The organism is Oikeobacillus pervagus (assembly GCF_030813365.1).
Taxonomy (GTDB): domain Bacteria; phylum Bacillota; class Bacilli; order Bacillales; family DSM-23947; genus Oikeobacillus; species Oikeobacillus pervagus.
This window is the reverse complement of sequence record NZ_JAUSUC010000020.1, coordinates 14,442-35,206: the sequence shown is the minus strand read 5'-3', so window position 1 is coordinate 35,206 and position 20,765 is coordinate 14,442. Positions and strand designations below refer to the sequence as shown.

The following is a 20,765-nucleotide window of genomic DNA, read 5'->3' as shown; positions in this document are numbered from 1 at the left end:
AGGGGGATCTTTCATCCGTGAATAAAAAAGTTTTATCTACATTAGAATTTTACAAGATTAAAGAATTACTGAAAGAATATGCTTCTTCCTCACTGGGAAAGGAAAAAGTAGATACAATGATTCCTGCCACTTCATATGAAGAGGTGGTGCGCCTGCAAGATGAGACGGATGAAGCAGTACAGGCTTTACGATTAACCGGTCATGCTCCATTAAGTGGAATATATGATATTCGAGCACATGTGAAAAGAGCACAAATTGGTGGCATGTTAAATGGAGGAGAATTTGTTCAGATAGGTAGTACCATTCACGCAGGTCGAATGATGAAAAGATATATAGTAGAGCTAATTGAAGAGAAGGAGATTGATCTACCTATCTTATCGTCCAAAGAAGAACAACTACCTATATTAATTTCATTACATGAAGAAATCAAACAGGCGATAGATGAAAACGGTGATGTGCTCGATTCAGCGAGCGATACTCTTCGCCATCTCCGCTCCCAATTAAGAACGAGTGAAGGAAGAATTCGTGAAAAATTGGAGGGCATGATTCGTTCAAAAAATGCTCAGAAGATGCTTTCTGATGCGATTGTCACGATTCGAAATGATCGTTATGTCATTCCAGTGAAACAAGAATACCGATCTCATTATGGAGGGATTATTCACGATCAATCGGCTTCGGGTCAAACATTATTTATTGAACCAGAATCGGTCGTACAATTGAATAATCAATTAAGAGAAATTAAGCTGAAAGAGCAAGAAGAAATTGAACGGATTTTATTCAGATTGACTGGGTTTATAGATGAAAATGCGGACGAATTATTCGTGCTAGTCCGCGTTTTATCCGATCTTGATTTTGTCTTTGCAAAGGCCAAATACGGGAAAACGATTAAAGCCTCAAAACCAAGTGTGAATGAGAGAGGATATATACGTCTCGTTCAAGCACGTCATCCATTAATTCCGTTAGAAGAAGTAGTGGCAAATAATATTGAATTGGGAAATGAATTTACGGCAATCGTCATTACAGGCCCTAATACCGGTGGGAAAACCGTTACATTGAAAACAGTCGGATTAGCGATTCTTATGGCTCAAGCTGGATTGCAAATACCCGTTGGAGAGGGATCTGAAATTGGGGTATTTCAGTCTGTATTCGCTGATATTGGGGATGAACAATCAATCGAACAGAGCTTAAGTACGTTTTCATCCCATATGGTGAATATTGTCGACATTTTAAAAGAAGTCGATGCCAATAGTTTAGTATTGTTTGATGAACTTGGGGCGGGGACAGATCCTCAGGAAGGAGCAGCACTGGCGATTGCTATTTTAGATGAAGTCCATGATAGAGGGGCACGGATTATTGCAACAACCCATTACCCTGAATTAAAAGCTTACGGTTATAATCGCGATGGGGTCGTAAATGCGAGTGTAGAATTTAATGTGGAAACATTGAGTCCCACTTATCGTCTGCTTATTGGGGTGCCAGGACGTAGTAATGCATTCGAAATTTCAAAAAAACTTGGTTTGCAAGAATGGGTAATCGAACGTGCCCGAAAACATATTGGAACGGACACGAATGAAGTAGAAAATATGATTGCTTCTTTAGAACGAAGTAAAAAACTAGCAGAACAAGAAGAAAAAGAAGCAAAAGAATATTTAAAACATGCCGAAAAACTGCAAAAAGAGTTACAAAAACAAATGATCGAGTTCTATGAGCATAAGGATGAAATGATTGCAAATGCAGAAAGAAAAGCGAAATCACTTGTGGAAAAAGCGCAAGAAGAGTCAGAAGAGGTCATTCGCGATTTAAGAAAATTGCGTCTGCAAAAAAATGCTGAAGTGAAAGAACACGAATTAATTGAGGCAAGAAAACGATTATCTGATGCAGTCCCTTCAATCGCGAAATCAAATATGAAGAAGGTAAAAAAGAAACTCCATTCGTATCAACCTGGAGATGAAGTGAAAGTTGTAAATTTTGATCAAAAAGGGCATTTAGTCGAAAAAGTAAGTGATAATGAATGGCTAGTGCAAATGGGCATTATGAAAATGAAGGTAAAAGAATCGAACTTAGAATTTATAAAATCGGATAAGAAAGCGGAAACGAAACCACTTGCAACAGTGAGAGGAAGAGACTATCATGTAAAACTCGAATTAGACCTTCGAGGAGAACGGTATGAAGATGCTTTACTAAAGGTTGAGAAATATATTGATGACGCAATTTTAGCTGGTTATCCAAGAGTATCCATCATTCACGGAAAAGGTACAGGTGCACTTCGAAAAGGTGTGCAGCAATACTTGAAAAATCACCGTTCCGTTAAAGGAACAAGACTTGGTGAAGCTGGTGAAGGCGGCAGCGGTGTGACTGTTGTCGAGTTAAAATAAATCTAAGGGGAAAATTCGACAATGAATCAATTCTGGGAAAATCAATATGTTCAGTTAACAGGTTATTATAGTGTAGTGATCCTTTTTCTTGTTATTTTCTTAGCTATTTTTGAACTTGTAACGAAGTATAAAAACTGGCAAGAAATCAAAAAGGGGAATATGGCTGTAGCATTGGCAACAGGTGGAAAGATTTTCGGGATTGCTAACATCTTCAGACATTCCATTTTGCAGCATGATTCACTTATTGAAATGATTAGTTGTGGAGTGTTTGGCTTTTTCCTCTTATTATCTGGTTATTTTATCTTTGAATTTTTAACCCCAAATTTTAAAATTGATGAAGAAATCGAAAATGATAATCGTGCAGTTGGATTTATTTCCATGGTAATATCTGTTGGGTTATCATTCGTCATTGGTGCAGGAGTGTCATAAAGGGAGCAGTGGTAGAATGGAAACATTGGCAAAAGTGTTAATCGGTTTATGTGGACTCTTTGTTGTTGTTGGAGTTATTTATTTACTGTTTTTTGCATAATATAATCATAGTTTTAGCTAAAAGGGGCTGTCTTAAAAATGCCGATCTTCTCGTTTTTAAGACAGTCTTATTTGATATTTTTCGAATTGCACATTCATTTCTCCTGACTTAACGGGCAGTAAACCTCCACCTTAAAATGATTTGGAAACAAAGAAGATAGGTAGAGGATCACAGCCCCTAAAGGCCCGATAAGGTTAACTAACATTCAGTTGGGGATGAAGAAAACCCCCACTGAATGAAGTTTCACTTTATTCAAAAGGTACCATTACTATAAAGGAAATTGTCATTGATATAAGTTTGTATTATAATAAAATTAATTTTAAAAATATTCTAACAGTTTAAGGAGGGGTCTTATGACACAAAAGCCCTGGCTGAATCAATACCCGAAAGAGATTCCAACCTCATTGGAATATGAGCAAATTCCCATACAAGCTTATTTAACAAGGGCAGCAGAACAGTATCCAAATAAGATCGCTGTTCATTTTATGGGAAAGGAACTAACATATAATGAACTGTATGTATCTGCTCTGAAATTTGCAAAATATTTAAAGAGACTGGGAATCCAAAAGGGGGATCGAGTAGGAATCATGCTCCCAAACACCCCGCAAGCAATCATCGGATACTTCGGTGTCTTATACGCTGGAGGGATTGTGGTTCAAACGAATCCACTTTATACTGAACGAGAAATCGAGTATCAAATGAAAGATTCGGGAGCAAAAATAATCCTTACATTAGATCTCATCTATCCACGCGTTATGAAAGTTTTTAATAAGACAAACCTCGAGCACATCATTGTAACCGCTATCAAAGATTATCTGCCATTTCCAAAAAATTTCATTTATCCATTTATTCAAAGGAAGCAAACAGGTTTATCAGTTAGTGTTGAGCATAGAGGGTCTAATCATCTATTTAAAAATATCATCGCAACGGAAAAAGCAGAAAACATTCCATTAGAATTAGACTTTGAAGAAGATTTAGCCCTTCTACAATACACAGGTGGAACGACGGGCTTTCCAAAAGGGGTCATGCTTACACACAAAAATTTAGTTGCAAATTCTTCAATGTGTGATGCATGGCTGTATGAATGCAAGAAAGGGGAAGAAGTGGTCCTTGCCATGCTGCCATTTTTCCATGTTTACGGGATGACGGCTGTCATGATATTATCAATTATGCAAGGGTATAAGATGATTCTAATCCCGAAATTTGATGTAAAAACAACCTTAAAGGCGATTGAAAAGCAACGCCCGACCTTATTTCCGGGTGCGCCAACTATGTATATTGGTCTGTTAAATGACCCTGAATTAAAGAATTATGACCTTTCCTCCATCAACTCGTGTATTAGCGGATCTGCTCCACTCCCGGTTGAAATTCAAGAAAAATTCGAACAAATCACGGGAGGAAAACTAGTAGAAGGATATGGGTTAACAGAATCCTCTCCAGTTACACATGCGAACTTTTTATGGGGATCGAAACGAGTGAAAGGAAGTATCGGTGTTCCATGGCCTGATACAGAATCTGCTATTTTATCATTAGAAACTGGTGAGAAACTACCACCGAATGAAATAGGGGAGCTCGTCGTAAAAGGGCCACAAGTGATGAAGGGTTACTGGAATCGACCAGAGGAAACAGAGCAGACATTGAAAGATGGTTGGTTGTATACAGGAGATATAGGGTATATGGATGAAGAAGGCTATTTCTATATTGTCGACCGGAAGAAAGACATGATCATTGCAGGTGGCTATAATATCTATCCTCGTGAAGTGGAAGAAGTTTTATATGAACATGAAGCTGTACAGGAAGCTGTCGTTGTTGGAGTACCGGATCCATATCGGGGTGAAACCGTGAAGGCTTATGTTGTACTGCAAAAAGGGACTAACATAACGGAAGAAGAATTGGATCAATTTGCTAGAAAGCATTTAGCTGCATACAAAGTTCCTCGACTATATGAATTCAGGAATGAATTACCAAAGACAGCTGTTGGGAAGATTTTAAGACGTGCACTTTTAGATGAAGAAAAACAAAAACTTGAAAAAATAAATTAGGAAAAAGGATGTTTCATGGGTTATTTTATTCTTGACACGATTAGACAAAAAAGAGTATTATAGAATTGTGAATGAATAATCATTCATTTTTCAAAAGGTGTTTGAAAGGAAAATAGCCCATGAAAAGAAACAAACCTAAATATCATCAAATTATTGATGCAGCCGTTATTGCAATTGCAGAGAATGGCTATCATGCTGCTCAAGTTTCGAAAATAGCAAAGCGTGCAGGAGTAGCAGATGGAACCATTTATTTATATTTTAAAAATAAAGAAGACATCCTGATTTCTCTCTTTCAGGAAAAAATGCAGAATTTTGTCGAAAATTTAGAGAAAGTTGTAGCAGGAAAACAGAAGGCTGCGGAGAAATTATTATTGATGCTAGAAAATCATTTCACGATATTGTCTGATGATCGTCATTTAGCAGTAGTTACTCAGTTGGAACTTCGCCAATCTAATAAAGAATTAAGATTGAAAATTAATAATGTGTTAAAAGATTATTTGAAACTGATTGAAAAAATTTTATCTGAAGGTGTCGAATCAGGAGAATTTAAGTCGGATTTAAATATTCGCATAACACGACAAATGATTTTTGGGACGATTGACGAAATTGTCACTACATGGGTAATGAATGATCAAAAATATGATCTTGTAGCTCTTGCCCCAACTGTCTCAAAACTACTAATGTCAGGATTATCAGCGTAGAATGGTTTTTGGTAAAAAGGGGGCGTACTAATGGAATACTTATCTTTGAAAAAAGATGGTATGGTTGGTGAAATCCAAATAAATCGACCGCCAGCCAACGCATTATCAAGTGGGCTAATTGAGGAATTAGATTCTATTTTAAATGAAATTGAGTCTGACAAGGAAATTCGTGTCGTTCTACTCTATGGTGATGGAAGATTCTTCTCAGCTGGTGCGGATATTAAGGAATTCACCACTATTCCAGGTAAAGAAGAATTTTCTGTATTATCACAAAGGGGTCAAAATGTATTTGAAAGGATTGAATCTTTTTCGAAACCAGTTATTGCGGCCATTCATGGTGCAGCACTTGGTGGAGGATTAGAGCTAGCAATGAGTTGCCATATTCGTTTAGTAACGGAAAAGGCAAAGCTTGGACTACCTGAACTATCATTAGGCCTTATACCTGGGTTTGCAGGGACACAACGACTTCCTCGTTATGTTGGGATAGCCAAAGCAATGGAAATGCTCCTAACTAGCAAACCAATTACGGGATCTGAAGCCGTACAATTAGGTCTTGCCAATCATGCTTATGATGAAGAGCAATTGCTTCCAAATGCTCGCAAGTTGGCTCAAGACATTTCTAAAAAAAGTCCAGCTACGATGAAAGCGTCCATCGAATTGATGAGTTATGCGAAACAAGCAAAATTCTCTGAAGGAGTTTCGAAGGAAGCAGAACTGTTCGGAGAAGTATTCGTTACAAACGATGCCAAAGAGGGAATTCAAGCTTTCATTGAAAAAAGGGAAGCAGTATTTAAAGGCGAGTAATTTTTTTATAATAAATTTTCCTAATTTTTTAAAAGGAAAGAAAAGATAGATAAAATATAGGAGGCGAAACCATGAACATCTATGTATTATTAAAAAGAACTTTTGATACAGAGGAAAAAATCACCGTTTCTAACGGCGCTATCAATGAAGATGGGGCAGAATTTATCATTAACCCCTACGATGAGTACGCTGTTGAAGAGGCTATTCAAATTCGCGATGCAAAAGGCGGCGAAATTACGGTAGTATCTGTTGGAAATGACGAAAGTGAGAAGCAACTTCGCACTGCTTTAGCGATGGGTGCAGACAAAGCTGTCTTAATCAATATTGAAGATGATGTTGAAAATGGTGATCAATTTACTACAGCAAAAATTTTAGCAGAATACTTACAGGACAAAGAAGCAGACATTATTTTAGCAGGAAATGTCGCAATTGACGGTGGAAGTGGACAAGTAGGACCACGCGTTGCTGATTTACTTGGAATCCCTTACGTTACGACAATTACTAAGTTAGACATTGACGGTGAAAAAGCAACAATTGTTCGCGATGTTGAAGGGGACTCCGAAGTAATTGAAACATCATTACCAATATTAGTAACAGCTCAACAAGGTTTAAATGAGCCACGCTATCCTTCTTTACCAGGAATTATGAAAGCGAAGAAAAAGCCGCTTGAAGAATTAGAATTAGATGATCTTGATCTAGATGAAGATGATGTGGAAGCTAAAACGAAAACAACTGAAATCTTCTTACCACCAACTAAAGAAGCTGGAAAAGTTTTAGAAGGTGATCTAGGGGATCAAGTAAAAGAACTTGTTCAATTATTACACACAGAAGCAAAAGTAGTTTGATAAAACAATAGAAACAGACAGGAGGTTATGTAAATGGCAAAAAAAGTTTTAGTACTAGGAGAAGCTCGTGATGGGGCACTAAGAAACGTATCGTTTGAAGCAATTGCAGCTGGTAAAACAGTCGCAGAGGGTGGAGAAGTAGTAGGGGTTTTACTTGGTGACGCTGTAAGCGCTTTAGGAGAAGAATTGATTCAATACGGTGCAGACCGTGTAGTAGTTGTAGAAGATGAGAAATTGACACAGTATACATCTGATGCTTATTCTCAAGCTATGATGGCAGTGATTGAATCTGAAAATCCTGAAGGAATTGTATTTGGTCATACAGCTTTAGGAAAGGATCTTTCACCGAAAATCGCAAGTAAATTGGGAACTGGACTTATTTCAGATGTCACTTCTGTAGAAGTAGCTGGAGGTAATGTTGTATTCACTCGCCCAATATACTCTGGGAAAGCATTTGAAAAGAAAATTGTGGTAGATGGTATTGTTTTTGCATCCATTCGACCAAACAATATTCAACCACTTGAAAAAGATGCATCTCGCACTGGCGAAGTTAGCTCTGTATCCGCTGATATTAAAGATTTACGTACCATCATTAAAGAAGTAGTACGTAAAGCAAGTGAAGGTGTAGATTTATCAGAAGCGAAAGTTGTTATCGCGGGTGGCCGTGGTGTGAAGAGTGAAGAAGGCTTTGAACCATTAAAAGAATTAGCAGGCGTATTAGGAGGAGCAATTGGTGCTTCACGTGGTGCGTGTGATGCTGATTATTGTGATTATTCATTACAAATTGGACAAACAGGTAAAGTTGTAACTCCAGATCTTTATATCGCTTGCGGTATTTCAGGAGCGATCCAACATTTAGCTGGTATGTCAAACTCAAAAGTCATTGTTGCTATCAACAAAGATCCTGAAGCAAATATCTTCAATGTTGCTGATTACGGAATTGTCGGCGATTTATTTGAAGTCGTTCCAATGTTAACAGAAGAGTTCAAGAAATTAAAAGTGGCTTCTTCTTGATAGAACACTGAATGATAAGAATATGAGGTTGAATTTAGAAAGCGGCCGAGCGAGCGGTCGCTTTCTATCCTTTTTCAAAAGTTTTCAATAGAAACAATTGGTCAATCGCTGAGCCCTCCTTAAACCCACATCGAACTTCTCACCTCAAGTGACAAAGATTCTGGATAATCTCCTTTGCTAATACATAAGGTAAGTAATAATTTGGAGGCAGATGGGGAATATTACATTAGAAACAAAAAAATAGCATCCTTTTTCAATAGGTGTTATACTTACGGTAGTATATGCATTAGGAGGTAGAAAGATGGCGATTGTAAAAGTAACGGATCAAACATTTGCTTCAGAGATAAAAGATGGTCTTGTTTTAGTGGATTTCTGGGCACCATGGTGCGGACCTTGTAAAATGATTGCACCTGTTCTAGAGGAGTTAGATGGGGACCTAGGAGATAAAGTGAAAATTGCTAAACTTGACGTAGATGAAAACTCTCAAACAGCTGGTCAATTTGGTGTCATGAGTATCCCGACTCTTATCCTTTTCAAAAATGGTGAACCAGTCGATAAAGTAATTGGATTCCAACCGAAAGAAGCTTTAGCTGATTTAGTAAACAAACATGCCTAATATTTGAATATGAAAAGCTCCGGGCCTACTTAAGTAGGTCCGGAGCTTTTGTTTTCTGAGGAGAAAATGAGAAAATGGATTGACGATGATATTTATTATCGGTATAATCATTTTAGATTGAAAATCATTATCATTTATATATAGAATTCGGTGGAGGTTATACATATGAAGAAAAGAGAATTGAGAAGAATATTTGCATCATTTATAGCGGCCAGTACGATTTTAGCAGCTTGTGGAGCCAATGAAGAAGCTCCTAAAAAAGAAAATAAACAAGAAGAAGCACAACCTTCTGAGGATCAAAAAGCGGAAAAAGAAGAACAAGTGAAAGAATATAGTGTCAATAACCAATTAGAGGCTTATAATACATATACATCTGAACTAGGTAAAGTGAAAGAAGGACAAAAAGCCGACTGGAATGCAGTAGAGGAAGCTTATAAAAAACAAATGCAAGAAGCTGTTAATCAATTAAATGGGGAATTCGCCCAATCAATTGAAGCAGCGATCGAAGGTGGAAAGACCGGACAGATTGATGAAATTGTAGCCCTTCAACTTACTGATAAATTAACACAATCTTATTTTTATCAAAAGCAAAAAAGTTTACAAAAAGAAATTGTAGCCGATCTTGAAAAAGGGGATAAAGAAACAGCAAAAGCAAAGTTTGAAGAAATTAAAAAATTATCAACCGAGATTTTTATCCCTACAGCTGAAAAACGCGATAATTATTACCAACTTACAGGTGAAGACAGTATCGCTGAAAATATTAACAACGGCTTGACTGTTCAGGAAGAAGCATTAACTCAAGATAAAAAAGACGATTTCAACGTGTATATTCAATTAACAGATAAATCCATTTATAAAATTTTCTATTTAGCTGCAAATGGATATGCAGAAAAAATGGACGAAGCTGGGCAAGCGGGCGAAGAAGAAAAGTTAAAAATTATGCAAGCCGAAGCGTACGGATTTTTCCAAGCGATTAAAGATTCGTTGTCTGGTGGGGATGAAGACGCTTCTAAGCAATTAAATACATTATTTGCTTTAGATAATGATCCTAAGGCAATTAAAGCAGCTGAAGTGAAAAGTCTTTTTAATAAAGCTATAAAAGGAAAAATATTTTCATATCATGAAAAAGCACCTGCTGCTTTAAAAGAAAATAAAGAAATAGATGCAAAAATTTCGGCTCTAGAGGGAAATATGTTTACAAATATGATTGAAATCCAAATCAAAGATCAACTTGGTGAACAAAAAGCAAAAGAATTAAGTGCAAATGCCGAAAAATGGTTCCAACAAATTTCTGAGAACAAAGTAGATGAAGCCAAGGCTACGAGTGAAGCAATCCTAGCCGATTTAAATCAAATAAAATAACAGAGTCCTTCTTAAATAGACGATATGTAGTAGTAAAGAGCTCATGACCATAATGAAAAGTCGCTTATTCAATAGCGACTTTTCTCATGTAGGAGTGTATGTGGTAGAATAAAGTGAAACTTCACTTTGATGGATTTTTTACTGCCCATTCATAAGGGGAGGATAAATAGATATAAAATGGCATGAGATGAAAGAGTGAATAAATCATGAGAATACTCATAACCGGTGGTGCCGGTTTTATAGGAATGAATTTAAGTAGAAAATTAATCCAGTTAGGTTATGACGTCTATATAGTCGATTGTTTACATCCTTATTATTCTAACGAAAGAAAGAAAGTTCATTTACAACAAATCAGAAATTTCGGAAATGTCCATTTCTATCGTCATGATTTGCTAGATCCAGTGGGAACAAAGAAATTATTTCTCGATATTTCTCCACACGTTGTGATCCATCTTGCTGCCTTGCCAGGGGTAAGTTATTCATTAGAACAACCATTAGCCTATATTGATTACGATATTAAAGCAACGGTTAATGTACTGGAAGCTGCTGGAACATCAGAGGTAAAGAAAGTTATTTTTGCTTCCTCCTCTTCTGTGTATGGGGACCAACCCCAAATCCCATTAAAAGAGGAGATGGCAAATGGAAGATTGATCTCCCCATACGCTGCTGCTAAATGGAGTGCAGAGTCTTTTTGTCATGTATATGCATCATTTTATTCATTTCAGTTAACGATTCTACGTTTTTTTACTGTATATGGACCATGGGGAAGACCTGATATGGCGATCGCTAAGTTTATTAAACAAATAATGAAAGGGGAGCCTATTTCGGTTTATGGAAAGGGAAGCGCAAGGGATTACACATATGTAGATGACATCGTAGAAGGAATTATTTTGGCCATGAACCATTTTGCGTCGGAAACGAAAATATATAATATTGGTGCGGGTCATCCCATTTCGATGAATTCTTTACTAGATCATTTGACCGGACAATTCGGCCGTTTCCGTCTTGAAAATAAACCGACGAGAAAAGGGGATGTTCATTCTACATGGGCAGATATTTCAAAGGCGAAATCTGAGCTAGACTTTTCTCCTAAAGTTTCCTTTGAGGAGGGATTGAAGAGAACTATTTCCTGGGCTTATGAATATGAAAAATATTTATAGACAAGTGAAACGTTTGATTAGTTTCGCTATATTAATATTGTTTTTCTATCTCATTTCGACATTTTTCCAAACGGAAACTTTTTTAACTTCTTTAAAAAAAATAGGAGAGCATCCTTTATTTATTAGTCTAGGATTGATGTTCTATTTTATTTCTTTTCTATTGAAAGGAATTGCATGGAAATGGTATGTAGGAAAAGGTTTTTCGCTGTCCACTGCGATGATTGGTATTTGGTACAGTTTACTTGTCAACCATCTTTTACCGATTAAAGTGGGAGATCTTTTTCGGTCGTATGTTTTCTATAAGCGGGAGAAACACCTCGATTTCTCTTTATGTTTACAATCTGTCGTGATCATGCGACTATTCGATATCTTTTCTTTAATTATCATTGTTTCTTTAGGCCTTTTTTTGGTACCGCTGTACTTTCAATTTTCAATGTTACCTCTTGTCATGATGATTTCTGGTGGAATCGTGTTGGCTTTTATTATTATTACAAAGTTTCCAGATTTTTTTCATAAACAATATTCCTTTTTTCAACAGACTTTTTTTCAATGGAAGACAATTCCGGTTTTTTTCCTCATTTTTATTAGTTGGTTGATGGAAGCTGCCGTACTTATGACCGTTGTAAGTGCGTTAGGTTCTTCGATTCATGTTGTGACAGCTATTTGGGTAAACAGCATCACGATTATTGGCCAAACCTTTCAAATGACACCAGGAGGAATTGCCAATTACGAAACGATTATGAGTTTAGCGATGAAAACAGTGGATTTCCCAGTTGAATTTGGAATGATAACGGCTCTGATTAGTCATGGATTAAAATTTTTATTTTCTTTTTTTATCGGATTTATTGCCTGGATGATCTATCCCATCACATTTGGTGAGGTAGGAAAATGGCAAAAAGAAAGGAGGAATGAGGCATGAAAAGCGCTTCAAAATTTGAAAAAATTGCTGCAAGATGTTGGAATCTTTTAAATGAAGGGAAGCCGTTTACTCCCATTTTTGTTATAGGAACCATCTTCATTTTCCATTTTTCACAATTAACAGATGGTGAATTTCTTTTGAATCTTTTGATCAGTTTTGCGTGCGTGCTGCCGCTGTTCATTCTTTATTTTATATATGATTTTCCTTTGTTTTTAAGAAATTATTTATGGATTCCATTTATCGCTTATATTCTATTATTTGGACAAATCTATTATTCTCTTATGTTTTTGGCGATCGGGTTGTTTTTCTTCTTTACGGTGTTCTTTTGGGGGACTCTTTATTATCATCTTCGAATAGGCACCTCCTGGTTAAATTTTACTCGTTTTTGGAAATTAGTATTGAAAAATAGTGATTCAACGAGTGGGAATGCTCAAGAACAGCTTCCTAAATTTCTACTATTATTAATGATGTGGGAAATGTTCTTACAAAGTCAAATAAATGATAGTATAATCAATTGGATACATGTTTCTATATTTTATGTGGCAATCTTCCTCTTTACATGGATTTTACATCACTATTTATTCGATTGGAAACCAAAAATGTATCCATCATATGCCCATATGCCAAAGCCGGAAGAGGGGCATCAGGCAGATAAAGTGGTTGTGATTGTAGTAGATGGAATGAGAAAAGAACGTTTCTATGAAGCGGAAACTCCTTTTTTAGATGCCCTGAAAGAAGGCGGGGTTGAATATACGAATATGGAAACCGTTTATCCAGCGAGAACGGTCGTCTGTTTTTCCTCTATGTTTACAGGGACTTATCCAGCTGAACATGGAATAAAATCAAACATGGTTTGGAAGTTAGGCATTAAAGTGGAAAGTATTTTTGATTCTTTAAGAAAAATTGGTAAGAAAGGTCGCTTGCTAGGGATTGCTCACTTAGTGGATTCTATGGGAGACGACGTTGAAACGGTGACAGCTGTCATGAAAAATGATGTGGCAGATGTGAACATTATGAAACGTGCCAAAAAAATTATGAAAGAGCAAGACCCCGATCTTTTTATCGTGCAAATGATTGCGACGGACCAAACCGGTCATAGCCGGGGAGTTTTATATGATGAGTACTTGCAAAAAATCAAAGAAGCAGATGGACTGATTGAAGATTTTGTACATTGGTTAAAGGCTGAAGGAAAAATGGAGAATACGACCTTATTCATTTGTGCGGACCATGGGCAAGCAGATGGAATTGGTGGTCATGGGCATTTGGATGAAGGGGAAAGATTTGTTCCGTTCTTTATGAATGGTCCTAATATAAAAAAAGGTGTCAAGATACAAGAAAAACATAGTTTAGTATCTTTAGCTTCAACGATTGCGTATATATTAGGGGCTCCGCTACCTAGCCATGCCCGCGGACCAGTATTGCAGGAGGCTTTTATTGAAACGAAAGAGAAATAATATAACAGAGGAATGTTGGTTTGTTTTGAAAGGAAGGAACTTCGGTGTATAAACAGAAAGTAGTTGTTTTTTTGCCAGCTTATAATGAAGAGAAGTCGATCGCGGATGTGATTCAAGAGGTTCCCCGTTCGTTTCACCCTTTAGTCGAGGTGAAGGTGATTGTGATTAACGACGGTTCAACAGATAGAACCGTTGAGGTGGCAGAATTAGCGGGTGCGGATGAAGTTATTCATATGGAGAAGAACAGCGGACTTGGGGCCGCAGTTCGAAGAGGTTTGCAGGAATGTCTTCGTCTTGGGGCTGACATTGGTGTCATGATTGATGCGGATGCAGAATATCCGGCTCGCAGCATTCCGTCATTATTACAGCCTATTTTTGAGGGAGAAGCGGATTATACGATGGGTTCGCGATTTCTAGGGACCATCAAAGGGATGAGGTTACATCGACGGTTAGGAAACTATTGCTTTACTTTATTACAATCGATTTTACTGAGGAAATGGCTGCATGATGGTCAATCGGGGATGAGAGCTTTTTCGAAACAAGTAATGGAACATGCTGAAATTATTCATGATTATAACTATGCTCAAGTGATTACATTAAATATCGTTAGAAAAGGGTTCCGTGTGAAAGAAATCCCTATTCAATATCAAGTCCGAACAAAGGGACAATCATTTATTAAATTTAAAGCGTATATGACCAATGTAATACCGGCCATTTATAAGGAAATGAGAAGACCAGTTGACCGCATCCACATTCAAAAAGATCAGCATAAAATGGCAGAGTTCAAAGAGAACGAAATTTTAAAAAATAGCGATTGACATTATGATTGATAATCATTATCATTAAAATCATAGGAGGATGTATGAATGAAAAAGTTTTTACTTTTTTTTGGTCTGATAATGATAGTTACTTTCAATTACATATTATTTCCATCATCAGCTTTTGCTTATTCCTATGGGGATCCAGGAAAGGAAAAAATGGCAGAAGCCTATAAAGAACTTGATAAGCATTTGGAGAATGATGATTGGAATCGTGCCGAACAAGTTTATGAAACATATAAAAAGGAATTTGATCTTTATTTTAAAAAAACACAACCAGACATTTCAGAAGCCTTTAAAGACAAGGATAAAGAATTACTTCGGCGAAGCTGGCAAGCAGCAATGCGCCTAAATATTGAAAGACGCCTTCATTTTGCACAGGAACAATTTGAAGACTATGGTCAAGCTAAGCTCTTGCTCGCAAAAGCTCGAGGAACTTATTCTATATTAGAGCCTATTTACTCAAAAAATTCGGATCAATCATCAGCAGATCAAATCTACCAAGCGTTTGATGAGGCATTAAAAGCCCTAGGAAACCCTGGATTGTTCGGAATCGGAAATAAACAAAGTGATAGGGAAACATTTGACCAAAAGGTTCAGTTCATCATTGACAAGTTACAGCCACAATTTCCTATTGTGTCTGAAGTGGAAAAAGATAAAAGCCATTTAACAGAAGAAAATTTAGGCCTTTTTGACAAGATGGGCAATGAAGGTAGTTCAAGTTTTTGGTTATGGTTTTCTGTAGGGTTAATCGCCCTGCTTATTGTCTTAATTGTCAATAATAAAAGAAAGCAGAAGAAAAGGTAGTCTTTGTAAAAGGGGGACAACGGAATGGATTTTCAAGCATTTTTGATTACCCTTCGCGAAGCGTTAGAGGCGATCTTAATCGTTGGTTTAATACTGTCTTATCTAACCCGTTTAAACGCCGATCGTTACAAGAAATGGGTCTTTGTAGGTGTGTTTTTAGCACTTATTACAAGTTTTTTAGCTGCTTTATTATTCCAAGTCGTATTCACAGGGTTTGCTAGTTTCGGAAGTGAATTGTACTTAAAAGTTGGCATTATGTTTGCGTCTGTTTTTCTTTTATCCCATATGATTCTTTGGATGAAGAAAGAATCCAAAGGTAAAAACACGGAAATGCAGAAGAAACTCGATGCTGTCTTATCGACGGGTAGCATTTCAGCGATGATTATTCACTCCTACTTAATTGTCGTCCGAGAAGGGGTTGAAACCGTATTCTTCTTTGCGGCGATTAGCGGTGGAGATGTGACAAAGGTTTTCCAAAGCTACGGGGCTTTAGCGGGTTTATTGATGGCCCTAGTACTAGGTTATTTATTCTTCTCAGGAACGATGAGATTCTCATTGAAAACATTCTTTAATGTGACAGGAATTTTAATTATGTTTATTGCAGCAGGACTCCTTGTACAAGGAATCGGTGTAATGCAAGATATGGGGAAAATGGGTTCATTGTATACGAATGCGGAAGGAAAACCAGAACCTGTATATGATATCGTCGCTTTTATGCCAGAACATTACCAAGATGAACTTCACTTTGAACGTGATACAGGGAAGGAAACGATGATCAGCGGTCAGGTTGGCTTGTTTATGTCAGCTATGTTCGGTTATAGTCATGACCCTTCACTTGAACAAGTGTTAGCTTACTGGCTCTATTTTATATTAGTTGGAATTTGGATGAAATTAATCAATTCGGGAAAAATTCGCCCTTCTAAAAAGAAAAAAGAAACAGCTTCTTCTTCTGATCCAATAGCAGAGCAGAAGTTATAAGATTCATATTTTGGCAGCCTTGCCGTTCTGAAAGAGTACGATTTCTCCTATAAGAACGGCTTGGCTTTTCTCCTTAAAGACAAAATGTTATAAGTTAGCTCCATATTTGAATAAGTCCCCTTTTTTACACCTGCTTTCATGCGGGGCTTTTTTTATTTTTTACATAAAAAATCCTGTTCAACTTAGATAGGGAAAATGAGAATCGTTCAACATCCAACTGGAGGACTAGAACCCTCTAATGAGGAATGTCTCACTCCATGATATAATAAAATAACTAAAGATTTTGAGGGAATATATGAAAGTAAAAAATATAAAATGGATCGTCATATCGGTATTTCTTTTGATTTATTGGACTTGTGCTTTTTATTTAGGTTCTGCTACCGTTTCAACATGGGATCAGGTCGATTTTGTTTTAGGAGTAGAGCAATTTGATTTGTTAAATATGCAACCCCATTTTCCAGGCTATCCTTTATTTATTTTAGGGGGGATGTTTCTTCATAATTGGATAGGGGATGCTAGTCATGCCTTAACTATTTTTAATAAGTTATTATTTATGAGTACGATCGTTCCGGTTTATCTCCTTTCTAGAAGATATGTTTCCGCTATTCCTTCGGCAATGATCGTGTTATTCACTCAGACGCAACCCTATTTTTCCACTTTATTGCAACAACCCATATCAGAAGGGGCTGCCATTAGTATATTATGGTGGTTTATTTGGTCTTTACATCGTGCATTTCAAAAGAAAACGATGGATTCTGGAATCTTTCCAATGATCCTCTTTTCGATTTTAATGGGAATCCGCCTATCTTATGCTCCTGTTTTTTGTGGGATTGTATTTTATTGGGGTTGGTATTGGGTTCGAACGAAAGATTGGAAGGGAATTGTATTCCAATTGATGATTCTTGCAGTGAGTAATTTCATTTGGATTAGTGCGTTAATTGCAAATGTAGGTGGTTTACAAACATTTATCCGTATCGCTTTCGGCTTTACTGAAGGACATTTTACTGAATGGGGAGGAACTGTCGCCGAGAATGACCTTTCGTTCTTGTCGCGCTTGTGGAAACTGCTTCTTGATAATTTCCTTTGGGTAGGAGTATTCGCGGAATCAAAGGTCTTATTGGGAATAGGTTCTATTCTTTTTATCATAGCATGTCATTCATTTTGGAAAAAAAGCGGGCAGATGGATGTGACACTTTCTTCTCTTGTCGTGATCCTCGTTTTTTATTTCATATGGGCATTATTTGCACAAAATATTGATAAACCTAGACATATATTGCCCTTAATCTTTTTGGCACCAGCCATTCTCTTTTTTTACACAAATTGGACTAGTAAAATGATGTTGACTCTCATGGCTCTTTATATTCTATTACAGGGGATCTTGTCCATAAATTTGATGGAGCAACAAGTGAGGGAAGTACCTGCAGTTGTTCAGGCTGAACAGTATCTTTCAAAGGAAAAGGGCCCATTGGTCGTCTATACTTGGGAAGAAACAAGGGTTTTTGAATTTGACCAAGCTCCTTTTGAACATAAGCGTATTTATACGTTGGATCTTTTTTTAAACGAGGTAAAACAACAACCCAATAGGAAAATTTATATAACAGATCATGTATTGACAGGTTTTCAACTTCAGACTGATATATCGATAAAGAAATATGTCAAAAAGGTGAAGAAATTTCATTCATCATCAATGTTCGATCCTGTTTATAATGACATTATTTTATATGAATGGGTTCATGATGGAGGTGGGAATGGATGAACGAAATGATAAAAAATAAACTAGCGATTCTTCCAGATCAACCTGGTTGCTATTTAATGAAAGATAGACAAGGAACGATCATTTATGTCGGGAAAGCAAAAATATTAAAAAACCGTGTGCGTTCTTATTTCACAGGAACACATGACGGTAAAACACAGCGCTTAGTGAGTGAAATTGAGGATTTCGAATATATTATCACATCTTCAAATATTGAAGCGTTAATTTTGGAAATGAATTTAATTAAAAAACATGACCCTAAATATAATGTCATGTTAAAGGATGATAAAAGCTATCCGTTTATTAAATTAACGCATGAACGGCATCCACGATTAATTACGACAAGGAAGGTAAAAAGGGATAAAGGAAAATACTTTGGCCCATATCCTAATGTCCAGGCTGCAAATGAAACGAAAAAATTATTAGATCGTCTGTATCCATTAAGAAAATGCCATACATTACCTGATCGGGTTTGTTTATATTATCATTTAGGACAATGTTTAGCTCCATGTGTGAAGGAAGTTAGTGAATCTACTTATAAAGAGATGACAGATGAAATCACGAAATTTTTAAACGGTGGATACCAGGAGATTAAGAAAGTATTAACGGAGAAAATGCATCAGGCTTCAGAAGAGCTTCAGTTTGAGCGTGCAATGGAATATCGTGATCAAATCGCTCATATTGAAGCCACGATGGAAAAGCAAAAAATGACGATGAATGATTTTACAGACCGGGATATTTTCGGTTTTGCAGTCGATAAGGGATGGATGTGTGTTCAAGTATTTTTTGTGCGACAAGGAAAATTGATTGAGCGTGATGTGTCTTTATTCCCATTTTATGATGAGCCAGAAGAAGAATTTTTGACTTATCTTGGTCAATTTTATTCAAAAGCAAACCATTTTAAGCCAAAGGAAATATTCCTACCAGAAAGTGTAGATGAAGATTTAGCGGAAAAACTTATTCATGTAAAGATGTTTAAACCGAAAATTGGGAAGAAAAAAGATCTTGTATTATTAGCAGAAAAAAATGCAAGGATGGCATTAAAAGAGAAATTTGCTCTCATTGAACGGGATGAAGAAAGAACAATTAAAGCGGTGGAAAAATTAGGAGTAGCGATGGGGATTTCTACCCCGTTGCGAATCGAAGCTTTCGATAATTCAAATATTCAAGGAACAGATCCTGTTTCAGCGATGGTCGTATTTATCGATGGAAAATCTGAGAAAAAAGAATATCGAAAATACAAAATCAAGACAGTCGAAGGACCGGACGATTATAATTCAATGCGAGAAGTGATCCGAAGAAGATATACGAGGGCGTTACAAGACCATTTACCTTTACCTGATTTAATTCTAATCGATGGGGGAAAAGGGCAGGTGGAAGCTGCGAAGGAAATATTGGAGGATGAATTAGGTTTATCGATTCCAGTAGCGGGCCTGGCAAAAGATGAAAAACATCGTACATCACAACTTTTATATGGTGAGCCCCTACAAACCGTATCACTAAAGCATAATAGTCAAGAATTTTATTTATTACAACGAATTCAAGATGAAGTTCATCGATTCGCGATTACATTTCATCGACAATTGCGAGGGAAATCTGCTTTTCAATCCGCTCTTGATGATATTGAAGGAATAGGTCCAAAGAGAAAGAAACTTTTGTTAAAACACTTCGGATCGATTAAACGGATGAAAGAAGCTTCCATCGATGAATTACTTGAAATTGGAATCCCGAAAAAAGTGGCTGCGACTATAATCGAAAAATTACAATAATAATGTGATAGTTTGTGAAGTAACTACAGATGTGGGATATACTTACTAATAAGTGAATTTCAGGCATAATACAACAAAAATCAAAACTTTGCTAGGACAGAGATCATCTCCGTTTTTCACCAAATAGTAGTGGAATTAATGAACTTACTAGCAATAAAAAATGTAAAGAATTAGGAGAAAGTGAAGCCGTTTCCAGCCTTCACTTTCTCCATCATATTAATCTTTTTCATTCCATTGGATGATAATTTTAACGGATGAAGACCGTTTTTGGACTTCATGAATGGCCTCTGCTGTCACATTTTTTTGAATACTTATTTGTTCAGCGATAAATCCGGCTTCAAGAGAAAAGGATGTAGTTGTAGGCAATTTTATTTTTCTTTCGATGAAAGGGCCGGACAAATCGAAAGAAGTTTCTCGTTTTTGTTGTTTACTTATTTGTAAATTCCCCCAACCTGCTTCATTAAAAAAGGTGGAAATTTCATCTTCTGACATGAGGGGGAACTTTCTTGCTAAAGCTTTCCCAGCCCAATATAAAACTTCAGGAGTGTCCTGACCTAAAATCTCAGGTAGTAAAATCTCCCGGATTAACTCATACCCAAACATTGACACAACGAGTGTACTTGATTGATCTGTCTCTTCCATTTTAAATATCCCCACTTTCTGCATCTTTATTATATAAAGAAAATCAAAGAATTAAAAATAAAAAATAATAGGTATAATAGAAATAATATTATTTTAAAATAGCAACTAGAATAGAAAAAACTTAGAAGTTGAATCAACATTCATTGCGGGTATTTTTTTAATATAAAAAAATCTGTA

At 36.6% G+C, this 20,765-nt stretch carries 18 protein-coding genes; 17 read left to right on the top strand and 1 reads right to left on the bottom strand.

Features of this window, described 5'->3' with window-relative positions; genetic code table 11:
* Positions 1-17 precede the first annotated feature (17 nt).
* From J2S13_RS09215 to uvrC, 17 genes are all read left to right on the top strand, one after another.
* Positions 18-2,375 (top strand): endonuclease MutS2, encoded by a 2,358-nt coding sequence (locus J2S13_RS09215; RefSeq protein WP_307257455.1) that lies wholly within the window; start codon positions 18-20, stop codon positions 2,373-2,375.
* A 21-nt stretch (positions 2,376-2,396) separates the two neighbouring features.
* A complete protein-coding gene (locus tag J2S13_RS09210; protein ID WP_307257454.1) occupies positions 2,397-2,804 on the top strand; it encodes a DUF350 domain-containing protein in 408 nt (135 codons plus the stop codon).
* 453 nt (positions 2,805-3,257) lie between these two features.
* Positions 3,258-4,946, top strand: coding sequence for a long-chain-fatty-acid--CoA ligase (locus tag J2S13_RS09205; protein ID WP_307257453.1), 1,689 nt, complete (start codon positions 3,258-3,260; stop codon positions 4,944-4,946).
* 119 nt (positions 4,947-5,065) lie between these two features.
* Positions 5,066-5,647, top strand: a complete 582-nt coding sequence (gene fadR / locus J2S13_RS09200) for a fatty acid metabolism transcriptional regulator FadR (RefSeq protein ID WP_307257452.1) — start codon at positions 5,066-5,068, stop codon at positions 5,645-5,647.
* Between the two features lie 30 nt (positions 5,648-5,677).
* Positions 5,678-6,451, top strand: coding sequence for an enoyl-CoA hydratase (locus tag J2S13_RS09195; protein ID WP_307257451.1), 774 nt, complete (start codon positions 5,678-5,680; stop codon positions 6,449-6,451).
* Positions 6,452-6,522: 71 nt separating this feature from the next.
* Positions 6,523-7,296 carry an electron transfer flavoprotein subunit beta/FixA family protein gene (locus tag J2S13_RS09190; RefSeq protein WP_307257450.1) on the top strand — a complete coding sequence of 258 codons (774 nt, stop codon included), beginning with the start codon at positions 6,523-6,525 and terminating at the stop codon, positions 7,294-7,296.
* Between the two features lie 33 nt (positions 7,297-7,329).
* The gene (locus tag J2S13_RS09185; protein ID WP_307257449.1) at positions 7,330-8,310 is read left to right on the top strand and encodes an electron transfer flavoprotein subunit alpha/FixB family protein; all 981 of its coding nucleotides are present in this window, start codon (positions 7,330-7,332) and stop codon (positions 8,308-8,310) included.
* Positions 8,311-8,611: 301 nt separating this feature from the next.
* Entirely contained in the window at positions 8,612-8,926 is a 315-nt protein-coding gene (gene trxA / locus J2S13_RS09180; protein ID WP_307257447.1) for a thioredoxin, read from the top strand.
* Positions 8,927-9,091: 165 nt separating this feature from the next.
* The gene (locus J2S13_RS09175) at positions 9,092-10,288 is read left to right on the top strand and encodes a hypothetical protein (RefSeq protein WP_307257446.1); all 1,197 of its coding nucleotides are present in this window, start codon (positions 9,092-9,094) and stop codon (positions 10,286-10,288) included.
* Positions 10,289-10,494: 206 nt separating this feature from the next.
* Positions 10,495-11,448 (top strand): NAD-dependent epimerase/dehydratase family protein, encoded by a 954-nt coding sequence (locus J2S13_RS09170; RefSeq protein ID WP_307257445.1) that lies wholly within the window; start codon positions 10,495-10,497, stop codon positions 11,446-11,448.
* A complete protein-coding gene (locus J2S13_RS09165) occupies positions 11,432-12,367 on the top strand; it encodes a lysylphosphatidylglycerol synthase transmembrane domain-containing protein (RefSeq protein ID WP_307257444.1) in 936 nt (311 codons plus the stop codon). Before J2S13_RS09170 ends, J2S13_RS09165 begins: the two co-directional genes overlap by 17 nt.
* Positions 12,364-13,821, top strand: coding sequence for an alkaline phosphatase family protein (locus J2S13_RS09160; protein WP_307257442.1), 1,458 nt, complete (start codon positions 12,364-12,366; stop codon positions 13,819-13,821). The genes J2S13_RS09165 and J2S13_RS09160 overlap by 4 nt, the downstream gene beginning before the upstream one ends.
* A gap of 44 nt (positions 13,822-13,865) precedes the next feature.
* A complete protein-coding gene (locus J2S13_RS09155) occupies positions 13,866-14,639 on the top strand; it encodes a glycosyltransferase family 2 protein (RefSeq protein WP_307257441.1) in 774 nt (257 codons plus the stop codon).
* 48 nt (positions 14,640-14,687) lie between these two features.
* Complete coding sequence (locus J2S13_RS09150; protein ID WP_307257440.1) at positions 14,688-15,446, top strand: hypothetical protein; 759 nt, start codon at positions 14,688-14,690, stop codon at positions 15,444-15,446.
* Positions 15,447-15,470: 24 nt separating this feature from the next.
* The gene (locus J2S13_RS09145) at positions 15,471-16,424 is read left to right on the top strand and encodes an FTR1 family iron permease (RefSeq protein ID WP_307257439.1); all 954 of its coding nucleotides are present in this window, start codon (positions 15,471-15,473) and stop codon (positions 16,422-16,424) included.
* A gap of 295 nt (positions 16,425-16,719) precedes the next feature.
* Positions 16,720-18,180 carry a hypothetical protein gene (locus tag J2S13_RS09140; RefSeq protein ID WP_307257438.1) on the top strand — a complete coding sequence of 487 codons (1,461 nt, stop codon included), beginning with the start codon at positions 16,720-16,722 and terminating at the stop codon, positions 18,178-18,180.
* Positions 18,177-19,946, top strand: a complete 1,770-nt coding sequence (uvrC, locus tag J2S13_RS09135; protein WP_307257435.1) for an excinuclease ABC subunit UvrC — start codon at positions 18,177-18,179, stop codon at positions 19,944-19,946. Before J2S13_RS09140 ends, uvrC begins: the two co-directional genes overlap by 4 nt.
* A gap of 216 nt (positions 19,947-20,162) precedes the next feature.
* On the opposite strand, the gene J2S13_RS09130 is transcribed toward uvrC, so the two are convergent.
* Entirely contained in the window at positions 20,163-20,588 is a 426-nt protein-coding gene (locus J2S13_RS09130) for a YslB family protein (RefSeq protein WP_307257434.1), read from the bottom strand.
* Positions 20,589-20,765: the final 177 nt, after the last annotated feature.